Annotated in this window: 11 protein-coding genes; 7 read left to right on the plus strand and 4 right to left on the minus strand. The window is 70.0% G+C overall.

Annotated features, from left to right (window positions below; all coding sequences use genetic code 11):
* Window positions 1-23: 23 nt before the first annotated feature.
* The 6 genes from MWN52_RS08470 (at window position 24) to MWN52_RS08495 (ending at window position 7930) form a co-directional block, all read left to right on the plus strand.
* Entirely contained in the window at window positions 24-239 is a 216-nt protein-coding gene (locus tag MWN52_RS08470; protein ID WP_286577447.1) for a hypothetical protein, read from the plus strand.
* Window positions 236-1039 (plus strand): SDR family oxidoreductase, encoded by an 804-nt coding sequence (locus MWN52_RS08475; protein ID WP_286577448.1) that lies wholly within the window; start codon window positions 236-238, stop codon window positions 1037-1039. Before MWN52_RS08470 ends, MWN52_RS08475 begins: the two co-directional genes overlap by 4 nt.
* Before the next feature lie 49 nt (window positions 1040-1088).
* Window positions 1089-2300: an efflux RND transporter periplasmic adaptor subunit gene (locus MWN52_RS08480; protein WP_130533994.1), complete on the plus strand. Its 1212-nt coding sequence runs from the start codon at window positions 1089-1091 to the stop codon at window positions 2298-2300.
* 174 nt (window positions 2301-2474) lie between these two features.
* Window positions 2475-5657, plus strand: a complete 3183-nt coding sequence (locus MWN52_RS08485) for an efflux RND transporter permease subunit (protein WP_286577450.1) — start codon at window positions 2475-2477, stop codon at window positions 5655-5657.
* A gap of 39 nt (window positions 5658-5696) precedes the next feature.
* A complete protein-coding gene (locus MWN52_RS08490; RefSeq protein ID WP_286577451.1) occupies window positions 5697-6443 on the plus strand; it encodes an SDR family oxidoreductase in 747 nt (248 codons plus the stop codon).
* The gene (locus MWN52_RS08495) at window positions 6437-7930 is read left to right on the plus strand and encodes an efflux transporter outer membrane subunit (protein ID WP_131660637.1); all 1494 of its coding nucleotides are present in this window, start codon (window positions 6437-6439) and stop codon (window positions 7928-7930) included. The genes MWN52_RS08490 and MWN52_RS08495 overlap by 7 nt, the downstream gene beginning before the upstream one ends.
* Window positions 7931-8482: 552 nt before the next feature.
* On the opposite strand, the gene wrbA is transcribed toward MWN52_RS08495, so the two are convergent.
* The 4 genes from wrbA to MWN52_RS08515 all read right to left on the minus strand — a co-directional run bounded on the left by wrbA (window position 8483) and on the right by MWN52_RS08515 (window position 10681).
* Window positions 8483-9082 (minus strand): NAD(P)H:quinone oxidoreductase, encoded by a 600-nt coding sequence (gene wrbA, locus MWN52_RS08500; RefSeq protein ID WP_286577453.1) that lies wholly within the window; start codon window positions 9080-9082, stop codon window positions 8483-8485.
* A 62-nt stretch (window positions 9083-9144) separates the two neighbouring features.
* On the minus strand, window positions 9145-9429 hold the full coding sequence (locus MWN52_RS08505; RefSeq protein ID WP_286577454.1) for an acyl-CoA-binding protein: 285 nt from the start codon (window positions 9427-9429) through the stop codon (window positions 9145-9147).
* Between the two features lie 84 nt (window positions 9430-9513).
* On the minus strand, window positions 9514-9906 hold the full coding sequence (locus MWN52_RS08510) for a DUF3037 domain-containing protein (RefSeq protein ID WP_286577455.1): 393 nt from the start codon (window positions 9904-9906) through the stop codon (window positions 9514-9516).
* Entirely contained in the window at window positions 9884-10681 is a 798-nt protein-coding gene (locus MWN52_RS08515; protein ID WP_286577456.1) for a HipA family kinase, read from the minus strand. The genes MWN52_RS08510 and MWN52_RS08515 overlap by 23 nt, the downstream gene beginning before the upstream one ends.
* A gap of 169 nt (window positions 10682-10850) precedes the next feature.
* On the opposite strand from MWN52_RS08515, the gene MWN52_RS08520 reads away from it, so the two are divergent.
* Entirely contained in the window at window positions 10851-13331 is a 2481-nt protein-coding gene (locus MWN52_RS08520) for a S9 family peptidase (RefSeq protein ID WP_286577457.1), read from the plus strand.
* The last annotated feature ends 628 nt before the right edge of the window (window positions 13332-13959 follow it).

A 13959-nucleotide genomic window follows, 5' to 3' on the forward strand; every position in this document is an offset into this window, starting at 1 on the left:
TCCTGATCACCTGGCCCACCGCCATGTCCCTGCTGACCCGCCTGCGCCGCTTCCTGGCCCCCGAGAACCGCCGGAAAATGGAGATTTCACCGGTCTCTACCTTGCTGCGCGCCCGGCAGGACGCGGGTTTCCGCGACTTTGGCCCGAGCCGCCGCAATCAGCTGGGTGCGGCCCGGGTCACCGGTCGGCTGGGTCGCGATTTCGGGATTATCCCGATGGCGGGAGGAAAACTCCCATGAGTGGGATGATCAAGCCCACCACCCCGTTGGCCGCCTCGCTGGTGCTCGGCGCCGATGGCGCGGCCGGTGCCGGCGTGGTCGCCGCGCTGATCGAGGCCGGCTGCCCGGTCGTGGCGGTGGGCGCGCCGGGCGAGATGATGGACGCGCTGGCCCAGGCCCATGGCGAAGAGCCCGGCCTGCACCTGCTGCGCCAGCCGCTGCCGCTCGACGAGGCGGCCGCCGCCGCGCTGGCGGAGCAGGTGCGGGCGCATGGCGTGCACCTGCATGCCGTGTTCGCGCATCTGTTCGCCCCCTCGACCAGCGGGCGCCTGCTGGACCAGCCCGCCGCCCGCCTGGAGCAGCGCCTGTCGCACGACGTGGTCGCGCACCTGGCGCTGGCGCGCCATCTGCTGCCGCTGCTGCAGGACCAGGACGGCACGCGCCACTACGTGATCCTGGGCGGGCCGGCCACCGAGTGCGGCTGGGCCGGACACGGCCACGCCTCGGTCGGCTCGGCCGCCCTGCACATGCTGGCCAAGGTGCTGCACGAGGAAGCCGTCCCGCTGGGCGTGCGCGTGCAGCTGCTGGCCGTGGCCCACCCGCTGTCCACGCCGAAGAACCGCGCCCATGCCTGCGCCGGCTGGCCCGATGCGCTGAGCGTGGGCCGCAGGGCGGTCGAACTGCTGCGCCCGGCCGCCTCCGGCCGCGTGCGCGCCGTCGTGCCGTTCGATGCGGCGTGGGTGCCGCCGCCGGTACGCACCCTGTTCGACGCGCTGCCCAGCGCGCCCACCGTCTCTTCGCTTGACCTCAACCGTGGTTGAGGTCGCAACCTCGTCGCGCCTTTTCGTTCTCCCCACCAGAGTCTTCGTCATGAATCCTTCCCGCACCGACTCCTTCTTCCGCGCCCGTCGCCTGTCCTCCTTCGCGCTGCTGGCCTTGTCGGTGGCGGTGATCGCCGGCTGCAACAGCAACGCCGCCGAGACCGCCGCCCCGCCGCCGCCCGCGGTGAGCGTCGCCCCGGTGCTGATCAAGCCCATTCGCCAGTGGGACGAATTCAGCGGCCGCATCGAAGCGGTGCAGACCGTGCAGCTGCGTCCGCGCGTGTCGGGCTACATCGAGTCGGTCAATTACCGCGAGGGCGATGAGGTCAAGGCGGGCACGGTGCTGTTCACCATCGACGCGCGCAGCTATCGCGCCGCGCTGGCCCAGGCCCAGGCCCAGCTGGCCCGCGCGCGCAGCGCCGCCAGCCAGGCCACCGGCGAGGCCGATCGTGCCCGCAAGCTGGCCGATCAGCAGGCCATGTCCACCGAGCTGTACGAACAGCGCCGCGCCACGTCCAACGAGGCCGCCGCCGAGGTGCAGGCCGCGCAGGCCGCGGTCGACGCCGCGCGTCTGGACCTGGAATGGACCAAGGTGCGCGCGCCCATCGACGGCCGCGCCGGCCGCGCGCTGGTCACCGCCGGCAACCTGGTCGGCGCCGGCGATGCGGCCAGCGTGCTGACCACGGTGGTGTCCGACCAGGTGCAGGTGCACTTCGACGCGGACGAGACCACCTTCCTGCGCTACGCCGAACTGGCGCGCAAGGGCCAGCGGCCCAGCGGCCGCGAGGGCGGCCTGCCGGTGCAGGTGGCGCTGGTCGGCGAGGACGGCTATCCGCACGCCGGACAGGTGGACTTCGTCGACAACCAGCTCTCGCCCGGCACCGGCACCATCCGCGTGCGTGCGCTGATGGACAACGCCGACCGCAGCCTGGTGCCCGGCCTGTACGCGCGCGTGCGCCTGCCGGGCAGCGGCGAGTTCAAGGCGATGCTGGTCGACGATGCGGCCATCCTCACCGACCAGGACCGCAAGTACGTCTACGTGGTCGATGCGCAGGGCAAGGCGCAGCGCCGCGATGTGCAGCTCGGCCGCCTGGCCGACGGGCTGCGCATCGTCAACGGCGGTCTGCAGGCCGGCGACAAGGTCGTGGTCGAGGGCGTGCAGAAGATCTTCATGCCCGGCATGCCGGTGCAGGCCAAGACGGTGGCGATGCAGCCGCCGGCGGCCAAGCCGGCCGAGCAGCGCACCACCGCGATGAACTAGCGCGGCCGGGTGGGGTGGGAGCCGCCATGGCGGCGATGGGCATTGCCTGTAGAGCCCTATCGCCGCCATGGCGGCTCCCACCTCCACCCCACAGGCAGGAATGCAACACGCAATGAAGCCTCGCTCCGGGAAAGGAGCGAGGGCGGCGTCGCTCACTTTCAGGAACACCACCCCATGAACATTTCCAGATTCTTCATCGACCGGCCGATCTTCGCCGCCGTGTTGTCCATCGTGATCTTCGCCGCGGGCCTAATCGCGCTGCCGCTGCTGCCCACCGGCGAATACCCCGAAGTGGTGCCGCCGTCCGTGGTGGTGCGCACGGTGTACCCGGGCGCCAATCCCAAGGTCATCGCCGAGACCGTGGCCACGCCGCTGGAGGAGCAGATCAACGGCGTCGAGAACATGATGTATCTCAAGTCGGTGGCCGGCTCGGACGGCGTGCTGCAGATGACCGTCACCTTCCGCCCCGGCACCGACGCCGACGATGCGGCGGTCAAGGTGCAGAACCGCGTGGCCCAGGCCAATGCGCGCCTGCCCGAGGACGTGCGCCGCCAGGGCGTGACGGTGCAGAAGCAGTCGCCGACCTTCCTGATGGTGGTGCACCTGACCTCGCCCAAGGGCGAGTACGACAGCCTGTACCTGCGCAACTACGCGCGCCTGCACGTCAAGGACGCGCTGGCGCGCATCCAGGGCGTGGGCGATGCGCAGGTGTTCGGCGGCGGCGATTACGCCATGCGCGCCTGGCTCGACCCCGAGCGCATCGCCGCGCTGGGCCTGAACGCCAGCGACGTGGTCGGTGCCATGCGTGAGCAGAACGTGCAGGTCTCCGCCGGCCAGCTCGGCGCCGAGCCCATGCCGGGAAGCAAGTTCCTGACCCTGATCAACGCCCAGGGCCGGCTGCGCACCGAGCAGGAGTTCGGCGACATCGTGCTCAAGACCGGCAGCGACGGCCAGGTGGTGCGCCTGCGCGACGTGGCGCGGCTGGAGCTGGGCGCCGGCGACTACACGCTGCGCTCGCAGCTGGACGGCAAGAACGCGGTCGGCATCGGCATCTTCCAGGCGCCCGGCGCCAATGCGCTGCAGATTCGCGATGAGGTCATCGCGACCATGGACGAGCTGACCAAGCAGTTCCCCGAGGACGTCAAGTACGAGGCGGTCTACGACACCACGATCTTCGTGCGCGATTCGATCAGCGCGGTGGTGCACACCCTGCTGGAGGCCGTGCTGCTGGTGGTGCTGGTGGTGATCCTGTTCCTGCAGACCTGGCGCGCCTCGATCATCCCGCTGATCGCCGTGCCGGTATCGGTGGTGGGCACCTTCGCGGCGCTGTACCTGCTGGGCTTCTCGATCAACACCCTAACGCTGTTCGGCCTGGTGCTGGCGATCGGCATCGTGGTGGACGATGCGATCGTGGTGGTGGAGAACGTCGAGCGCAACATCGAGGAAGGCCTGACCCCGCTGGCCGCGGCGCACCAGGCGATGAAGGAGGTCTCCGGGCCGATCATCGCCATCGCGCTGGTGCTGTGCGCGGTGTTCGTGCCGATGGCGTTCCTGTCCGGCGTGACCGGCCAGTTCTACAAGCAGTTCGCGGTGACCATCGCCATCTCCACGGTGATCTCGGCGATCAACTCGCTGACCCTGTCGCCGGCCCTGGCCGCGCGCCTGCTCAAGGGCCACGACGCGCCCAAGGACGCGCTGTCGCGCGGCATGGAGCGGGTATTCGGCCGCTGGGTGTTCCGCCCGTTCAACCGCTTCTTCAACCGCAGCTCGTCGCGCTACCAGGGCACGGTCTCGCGCATCCTGGGCCGCCGCGGCATCGTGTTCGCGATCTACATCGGCCTGCTGCTGGCCACCGGCGTGATGTTCAAGGCGGTGCCGGCCGGCTTCATCCCGACCCAGGACAAGATGTACCTGATCGCCGGCGTGAAGCTGCCCGAAGGCGCCTCGATCGAGCGCACCGACGCGCTGCTGCGCAAGGTCTCGGACATCGCCATGCACACCGAGGGCGTGTCGCACTCGATCTCCTTCCCCGGCCTCAACGCGCTGCAGTTCACCAACACGCCCAATACCGGCGTGGTGTTCCTGACGCTCAAGCCGTTTGCCGAGCGCCATCGCAGCGCGCTGGAGATCAATGCCGAGATCAACCGCAAGATCTCCTCGCTGGGCGAGGGCCTGACCTTCTCGATGATGCCGCCGCCGATCCTGGGTCTGGGCAACGGCAACGGCTACCAGATGTTCATCGAGGACCGCGGCAACCTGGGCTACGGCGCGCTGCAGAACGCGGTCAGCCAATTCCAGGGCGCGGTGTCGCAGGTGCCGGGCATGAGCTTCCCGATCGGCACCTACCAGGCCAACGTGCCGCAGCTGGATGCGCAGGTGGACCGCACCAAGGCCAAGGCCCAGGGCGTGGCGCTGACCGACCTGTTCGACACCTTGCAGACCTATCTGGGTTCGGCCTACGTCAACGACTTCAACCAGTTCGGCCGCACCTGGCAGGTGATCGCCCAGGCCGATGCGCCGTACCGCGAGACGGTCGAGGACATCGCCCGCCTGAAGGTGCGCAATGCCGCCGGGCAGATGGTGCCGGTGGGCTCGATGGTGGACATCAAGCAGACCTACGGCCCCGACCCGGTGCTGCGCTACAACGGCTATCCGGCCGCCGACCTGGCCGGCGAGGCCGATGCGCGCGTGCTGTCCTCGGCCGAGGCGATGCAGAAGCTGACCGACCTGGCCGCCCAGGTGCTGCCCAATGGCATGCATATCGAATGGACCGACCTGAGCTATCAGCAGGCCAGCCAGGGCAAGGCGGCGATGGTGGTGTTCCCGCTGGCGGTGATGCTGGCCTTCCTGGTGCTGGCCGCGCTGTACGAAAGCTGGACCCTGCCGCTGGCGGTGATCCTGATCGTGCCGATGACGCTGCTGTCCGCGCTGTTCGGCGTGTGGCTCAGCGGCGGCGACAACAACGTGTTCGTGCAGGTCGGCCTGGTGGTGCTGATGGGCCTGGCGTGCAAGAACGCGATCCTGATCGTCGAGTTCGCCCGCGAGCTGGAGCTGGGCGGCAAGGGCATCGTCGAATCCGCCCTGGAAGCCTGCCGCCTGCGTCTGCGCCCGATCGTGATGACCTCCATCGCCTTCATCGCCGGCACGGTGCCGCTGGTGTTCTCGCACGGTGCCGGCGCCGAGGTGCGCGCGGCCACGGGCGTGACGGTATTCGCTGGCATGCTGGGCGTGACCCTGTTCGGCCTGTTCCTGACCCCGGTGTTCTACGTGGCCCTGCGCAAGCTGTCCGGCCGTCAGCTGGTCCATCACGACGCGGCCCCGGCCCTGGCGCAGACCCATCCGCAAACCGCGCACTGAGCGCGTCCTTCCTTCTCGTTCCCAACACGGAGCTATGACATGAACACTTCCAAGAAGATCGCGCTGGTCACCGGCGCCACCCGCGGCATCGGCGCCGAGACCGTGCGCCAGCTGGCCCAGGCCGGCGTGCATGTGATCCTGGCCGGCCGCAGTCAGCAGGCTGCCGAGCAGGTCGCGCAGACGCTGCAGGCCGAGGGCCTGTCGGTCGAGGCGCTGCAGCTGGACGTCACCGACACGGCCAGCATCACCGCCGCGGTCCAGGCCGTGCAGGGCCGTCACGGCAAGCTGGACATCCTGATCAACAACGCCGGCATCGTCGCCGACGAGAGCGACAAGCTGCCCTCCGAGCAGTCGTTGCAGACCTGGCGCAAGACCTTCGACACCAACCTGTTCGGCCTGGTCGAGACCACCCAGGCGTTCCTGCCGCTGATCAAGGCCTCCGAGGCCGGGCGCATCGTCAACGTGTCCAGCGCGCTGGGCTCGCTGACCCTGCACAGCGACCCGGACTCGTTCATCTACCACTTCAAGATCCCGGCCTACGACGTGTCCAAGAGCGCGGTCAACGCGTGGACCATCCACCTGGCCTACGAGCTGCGCGACACGCCGATCAAGGTCAACACCATCCATCCGGGCTACGTGAAGACCGAGATGAACTACAGCGACGGCGAGCAGCGCGGCGAGATCGACGTGCCGGAAGGCGCCAAGACCAGCGTGCAGATGGCGCTGATCGGCGCCGACGGCCCGACCGGAAGTTTCACTTACCTGGGACAGGTGCTGCCATGGTGAGGCATGTATTGGGCATCGGCGTCGCCTCGGCGCTGCTGGCCGCCTGCACGGTCGGGCCGGACTACGTGCGTGCCGATGCGCCGCGCGCGGAGACCTTCGTGCAGGCGCCGGTGACCGCGCAGGTCGCCGGCAGCGAGACCACGGCCGAGCGCGAGTTCTGGCGGGCCTTCAACGATCCGCAGCTGTCCTCCCTGGTCGAACGCGCGCTGCTGCAGAACCACGATGTGCGTATCGCCCTGGCGCGCTACGACCAGGCCCGCGCGCTGTCCCGCGACGCCGGCTACGCGCGGCTGCCGCAGCTGGACGCCAATGCGCAGGCCGAGCGCGTGCGCAGCAGCGCCGATCAGGCGCCGGGCGTGGATCGCGATGGGCGCGACACGCACAACTACGTCGGCGGGCTGGGCGTGAGCTGGGAGCTGGATCTGTTCGGCCGCCTGCGGCGCGCCAGCGAAGCCAGCCGCGCCGATGCGCAGGCGGCGTCGGCCGACCTGGCCGCCATGCAGGTGGCCATCGCCGCCAGCGTGGCGCAGGGCTGGTTCGAACTGCGCGGCCTGCAGTCGCAGCTGGACATCGCCCGTGAGAACGCCGCCACGCAGGAGCGCACGCTCAAGCTGCTGCAGGCGCGCACGGAGGCCGGCTTCAGCGATGCCTTCGATGTGGACCGCGGCCGCGCGCAGCTGGAAGCCACGCTGGCGCGCATTCCCTCGCTGGAAGCGGCCGAGGCCGTGGCGGCCAACCGTATCGCGGTGCTGGTGGGCGCCACGCCGGAGTCGATGGCCGCCGAGCTGATGACCAGCGGCGCATTGCCGACCCTGCCGGCGGCGCCGCTGCCGGGCACGCCGTCGGACCTGCTGCGTCGCCGTCCGGACGTGGCGGCGGCCGAGCGTCGGGTGGCCGCCGCCACCGCGCGCGTCGGCGTGGCCACGGCGGATCTGTTCCCGCGCTTCAGCCTGGGGGCCTTGTTCGGCACGCAGGCGCTGGGCAGCGGCGCGTTGTTCGCCCGCGACAGCGAGACGCGCGTGCTGTCGCTCGGCCTGGACGGCGGTTTCCTCAACGTGGGCCGCGTGCGTGCGCGCATTGCGGCGGCGAACGCGCAGACCGCGCAGGACCTGGCGGCCTATCAGCAGACCGTGCTGCGCGCGCTGGAGGACACCGAGAACGCGCTGGTGCGGGTGGATCGCAGCCGGACCGAATCGGCCCATCTGGATCAGGCCGCGCAGGCCGGCACGCGCGCCGCGCAGGTGGCCCGCCTGCGGCTGGACAACGGCGCGATCGACACGCTGGACATGCTCGAGGCCGAGCGCACGCGCCTGGACAGCCAGGACGCGGCGATCCAGGGCCGCGTGCGCAGCGGCGTGGCGATGGTGCAGCTGTACGCCGCGCTGGCCGGCGGCTGGCCCGAGTACGTCGCGGCCGAAAGCCTGCCGCCGCCGTCGCCGGGCGCGGCGGCTGCGGAGCGGGCGGTGGCGCTGCAGGAGGTGCGGTGATCGGGCCTTGGTGGCGGTGACGAAGTTATCGCCACCGCACGGCCTTGAGGCGTTTTGCCTGTTGCGCTAGCGCGCGTGCAGGTCCAAGGCCGATGCACGCATGCAGGTCCGGAGGCCGAGGAGGGCGCCGGCATCATGAGGGAGCCGCCATGGCGGCGAGTGGCTTTACCGGTAGAGCCTCATCGCCGCCATGGCGGCTCCCACCTGTAGAGCGGAGCTTGCTCCGCTGGGGCCGTCCCATGATCCGGCCGAAAGCAGCGGAGCAAGCTCCGCTCTACAGGCATGCCGCTGAGATTTGAGGAGACGGTTGCTCCCACGACAGCAGAAAGCGCGGAATGGCTGAAACGCGCGGTGCTATCGCCGAGCCGAGAAACAGCGCCTCCCCTTTCGCGCAGCGAAGGGGGAGGTTGGGAGGGGGTGTTTTTGCTTTTGTTTTTGCCGTTGCCGTTGCCGCTGCCGCTGCCCTTCCCGCGAAAAGCGAACCTTCCGCTAAACCGCTAGCCGCGACTTCAAGCTCCCCTTGGCCTGCGGACAAAGGGAGGGGCAGATTACTCAGCCATGCAGCTTGATCGCGGTCTGCGCCACGCGCTGGCCCTGGTAGCGGGCGCCGTCCAGGTCGATCTTGGAGGGCTGGCGGGCGCCGTCGCCGCCGGCCAGGGTGGTGGCGCCGTAGGGCGCGCCGCCGGCGACCTCGTCCAGCGTCATCATCTCCTTGAAGCCGTAGTCCAGGCCCACGACCACCATGCCGAAGTGCAGCAGGTTGGTGATGATCGAGAACAGCGTGGTCTCCTGGCCGCCGTGCTGGGTGGCGGTGGAGGTGAAGGCCGCGCCGACCTTGCCTTGCATGGCGCCCTTGGCCCACAGGCCGCCGGCCTGATCGAGGAAGTTGGCCATCTGCGAGGCCATGCGGCCGAAGCGCGTGCCCACGCCGATCATGATGGCGTCGTAGTCGGCCAGCTCGTCGATCCTGGCGATCGGCGCGGCCTGGTCGAGCTTGTAATGCGAGGCCTTGGCGACCTCCTCGGGCACCAGCTCGGGCACGCGCTTGATGTCCACCTGTGCGCCGGCGCTGCGCGCGCCTTCGGCGACGGCCTGGGCCATCGCTTCGACATGCCCGTAGGCGGAGTAGTACAGGACGAGGACCTTGGCCATGGCACGCGACTCGCTTTCTCGAAGGGAGCGCGGACCGTAGCAGGGCCTGGCGTCAGGTCACGTCATCGCCGCGTCGCGCCGCCGGCCTCGTCGAGCAGTTCGCGTACCAGCGTCACATAACGGCGCTGCGCGACCTCCTGCGCGGTGCCGCGCAGGCGCTCCCACGCCTCGTACTTGGCGCTGCCGACGTAGTCGAAGAAGCCCGGCTTGTTGCCGTGCACATCGCCCTCGGTGCCTTGTTTGTACAGGCCGTACAGGCGCAGCAGGGTGTCGTTGTCGGGCCGTTCGGGCAGGGTCTGGACCTCCAGCGTGGCCTGTTCGAATTCGGTGGCGGCGATCTGGGCCATGGCGCCCGATTCCAAGGTGGGGAGCGCGCGATCTGAGCACGCCGGCCCGCGTCGGTCACGTTGCGCTGCACAGCGCCGCGCGCTTCAGCGCGGCAAGCGGACCATGCGCTGCAGCAGGTGCTCGACGATATTTTCGGGCTGGCTGGTGCGGCCCACGTGGGTAGGCGAGACCTGGACGATGGCGCTGCGCCGGGCGGTAAGGAAGTGGAAGCGCGCGCGCGGCGGCAGCTGCGCCACCGGGCCGGCGCCCGCATCGCCGCGACACACCGCCACCAGCGCGTCCAGCCAGGCGCGCGTGGTCTCCAGGTCCAACGCCGGGGCGAAGGCGCGCAGGCGCGGTTCGTCGATCTCCACCGCGGCCTGCAGCTGGCGCGCGCCGGGGCAGGAGACGATCACCCCGACGTTGATGAACTCCTCGCGCTCCACCCGCGGCACCACGCGGATGACCGCATAGTCATACGTGTGCAGCGTGGGCATCGATGGCCTCCTGCACGAAGGCGGCGCGCGCGTCGCGGCGCCGCTTGAGGTAGTCGACATAGGCCTGGCGATGCGCGGCCACGTCCGCGAAGAACGGCTCGCCCTCCAGCCAGGCGTCGGGCACGGCCGCGGCGATGCGCTCGATCAGCGCATCGGTCAGCCGCGGCGCCAGTTCGGCGTCGGCCTGGGCGATCTGGTCGGCGAAGGGCAGCAGCACGTGGTCGCGGATCAGCACGAACGGGCGCTCGCAGGCCTGGCCGGCATGCTCCCAGTCGTGGTGGAAGTAAAGCGCCGCGCCGTGATCGATCAGCCAGGGCCGGCGATGCCAGACCATCAGGTTGGGATTGCGCGCGGTGCGGTCGACGTTGCTGATGAAGGCGTCGAACCAGACGATGCGCGAGGCCAGCCGCGCCTCGACCGCCATCGCCGCCGGGTCGTAGTTGAGCGCGCCGGGCAGATAGTCCAGGCCCAGGTTGAGGCCTTCGCTGGCGCGGATTAGGTCCTGGATCTCCGGATCGGGCTCGGTGCGGGCGAACTCGCGATCCAGCTCGACCAGGGCGATCTCGGGCACCGGCAGCTCCAGCGCACGCGCCAGCTCGCCGGCGATGAGCTCGGCAATCAGCGCCTTGGGCCCTTGCCCGGCGCCACGGAACTTGAGCACGTACAGCCCGTCGTCGTCGGCCTCCACCACGGCCGGCAGCGAGCCGCCTTCGCGCAGCGGCGTGACATAGCGCGTGGCCTGGACGGTTTTCAGTGGCAGGGCGGCGGGCGACATGGCCGGCAAGCCTAGCCGATGGACCGCGATTCGGGGGAAAGCCGCACGCCGCGGCGAGGTCACCGGCCCTGACTTTCGGCCCAGAGAAGGCGCGCTAGGCCGGTGCTAGAGTCGGGCGGCTGCGTGGCGTCGCTGCGCGGCAGCGTCCTTTTCGCCCTCGGGGAATGACATGCAGCTTCAAGGAAAGTGCTGGTCGACGGCGCTGGCCGCCGGCCTGATCGGCCTCTGCGCCGCCGGCCCGGCCCTGGCCGGCTACGACGCGCCGCCCGAACACCTGCTCAAGGTGCTCAAGGCGCCGCCGCCGCCCACGCCCAGCGTCGATCCCACCGGCCAGCGTCTGTTGCTGACCACCGCGCAGACCTATCCGTCCATCGAGCGCGTCGCGCGGCCGTACTACAAGCTGGCCGGCGTGCGTCTGGAGCCGGCCAACCGCAGCCGCCACGACACCCAGGCCGGCTACGGCATTCCCGCCTGCGTGGCCGACTTCACCCTGGTGGACATCGCCAGCGGCCAGACGCGCAAGGTCGCGCTGCCCGCCGGCGCCTGCCCGGGCGCGGCGATGTGGTCGCCGGACGGCACCCAGTTCGCCTTCCAGAACGTCACCCCGACCTCGGTCGAGCTGTGGCTGGGCGATGCGCGCAGCGGCCAGGCGCACCCGGTGCCGGGCGTGGCGCTCAACCCGATCTTCAACAGCGCCGTGCAGTGGCTGGACGGCAGCAAGACCCTGCTGGTCAAGCGCGTGCCCGCCGGCCAGGGCGCCGCGCCGGTCGACGACGGCGCCTCCGGCCCGGACATCCAGCAGTCGCTGGGCGGGCAGGGCGAGAGCAGCACCTACGAGGCGCGCGACACGCTCAAGAGCCCGCTGGACGAAGCGCGCTTCGTCTACTACGGCACCTCGCAGCTGGCGGTGGTCGATGCGGCCAGCGGCCAGGTGCGCGATGTCGGCGCCCCGGCGATCTACGACGATGTCGACGGCGCGCCCGATGGCGTGCACGTGCGCACCGAAGCGATCCAGGCGCCGTACTCGCATGCGGTGACCTACCAGCGCTTCGCCCGCGATGTGGCGGTGCTGGACGTGTCCAGCGGCAAATCCACGCTGATCGCGCGGCTGCCGCTGGCCGACCGCGTGCCGGTGCACGGCGTGCCCGAAGGCCCGCGCGAGTTCGGCTGGCGCGCCACCGAGCCGGCCACGCTGCTCTACGCCGAGGCGCTGGACAAGGGCGACTGGAACGTCACCGTGCCGCATCGCGACCGCGTGCTGATGCGCAAGGCGCCGTTCACCGCCGCGCCGGTGGAAGTCACGCGCACGGCGCAGCGCTTCTCCGGCTATGCCTTCACCGCGCAGCCGGGCGTGTCGTTCCAGTTCGAGTCCGACGAGAACCGCCACTGGCAGACCACGCGCATCGTGGACATCGACAAGCCGGGCGATCCGGGCCGCGTGCTGTGGGACATGTCCAGCGACGAGCTGTACAAGGACCCTGGCATGTTCGTGTACCGGCGCCTGCCCAACGGCGCGGTCGTGGTGCGCCAGGACGGCAACCGCGTGTTCCTGCGCGGGCAGGGCGCCTCGCCCCAGGGCGACCGGCCGTTCCTGGACCGGCTGGACCTGGATTCGCTGAAGAGCGAGCGCCTGTTCCGCAGCGGCACCGACGACTACGACCAGTTCCTCGGCTTCACCGCCGCCGCGGGCCAGTTCCTGACCTGGCACCAGTCGCTGGTGGATCCGCCCAACGCCTACCTGCGCACGCTGGGCCAGCCGCTGGCCGACGCGGCCGAAGGCGAGGCGCAGTTCGCCTCGCAGGGCAGCGCGCTGACCCATCTGCCCGACCCGACGCCGGAAGTGCGCCAGATCAAGAAGCGCCTGGTCACCTACAAGCGCGCCGACGGGCTGGACCTGTCCTTCACCCTCTACACCCCGCCAGGCTACAAGGAAGGCACGCGCCTGCCGGCGGTGCTGTATGCGTATCCGGCCGACTTCGCCTCCAGCGCGCAGGCCGGGCAGGTGAGCGGGTCGCAGAACACCTTCACCCGCCTGCCGTACTACCGCCTGCTGCTGCTGGCCGGCTACGCGATCATCGACAACGCCAGCTTCCCCATCGTCGGCGATCCCAAGACCGCCTACGACACCTACCTGGAGCAGCTCACCGCCGACGCCAAGGCCGCGGTGGACAAGGCGGTCGAGCTGGGCGTGGTCGACCGCGATCGCATCGGCGTCACCGGCCACAGCCACGGCGCGCTGATGACGGCCAACCTGATTGCGCACACCGACCTGTTCCGCGCCGGCATGGCCACCAGCGGCTCGTACAACAAGACCTTCACCCCGTTCGGCTTCCAGAACGAGCGCCGCTCGCTGTGGCAGGCCCGCGATGTGTACCTGAAGGCCTCGCCGTACTTCTATGCCGACAAGATCAAGCTTCCGCTGCTGCTGATGCACGGCGAGGACGACGCCAACCCCGGCACCGAGCCGTTCCAGTCAATCAAGCTCTACCAGGCCATCCGCGGCAACGGCGGCACCACCCGCCTGGTCATGCTGCCGCACGAGCCGCACTGGTACACCGCCCTGGAGTCCAACGCCCAGGAGGTCTACGAGATGCTCAACTGGTTCGACACCTACGTGAAGCCAGCCAAGCCGGTACAGCCGGCGAAGTAGGAGACGGCTTAGGGAGCGTTGAGACGAAGGCGGCGTCGGACGATGCCGCCTTCGTTGTTTTTGCTTCTTGTTGGAGCGCAGGGTGGGGGCACGGACTTCGCCAACCAGCCTCGACCCGGCCGGGCACGGCTCCTCGGCTCGGTCCGCCATCCAGGGCCGCCTCTGAGATGGGGTGGATTGACCGCGCTTCATGCTGCGGTGGGAGCAACTGTCTCCTCAACTCCAGCAGCCGCACTTCTGTAGAGCGGAGCTCGCTCCGCTGGGGCCTTCCCCACGAACCGAACGAAGAGCAGCGGAGCGAGCTCCGCTCTACAGATGGGAGCGCCATGGCGGCGATGAGGCTCTACCGGGGAAGCCCCATCGCCGCCATGGCGGCTCCCACAGGGTTGGGCATTCGCAAAGGCTGATCGCACCTGCTGCTGCGACGAACCGTCCAGGCCCGCTCTCAGCCTAACCGGCCCAATCGAGACGCCGGCTGATGGATCAGTCAGAACGCCTTTCGACTTTCGATCCGAAGTCCTCGGCGTGATGCGCGCAGCAGCGGTCCGGCGGGCGGGGGCCGCGCCTAGCGAGGCAGGATGCCGAGCGCCCGAGTCAGGGCAGGATGCCCTGATCGAGGGATAAGCGG

The organism is Pseudoxanthomonas winnipegensis, assembly GCF_030322905.1.
GTDB classification, from domain to species: domain Bacteria; phylum Pseudomonadota; class Gammaproteobacteria; order Xanthomonadales; family Xanthomonadaceae; genus Pseudoxanthomonas_A; species Pseudoxanthomonas_A winnipegensis.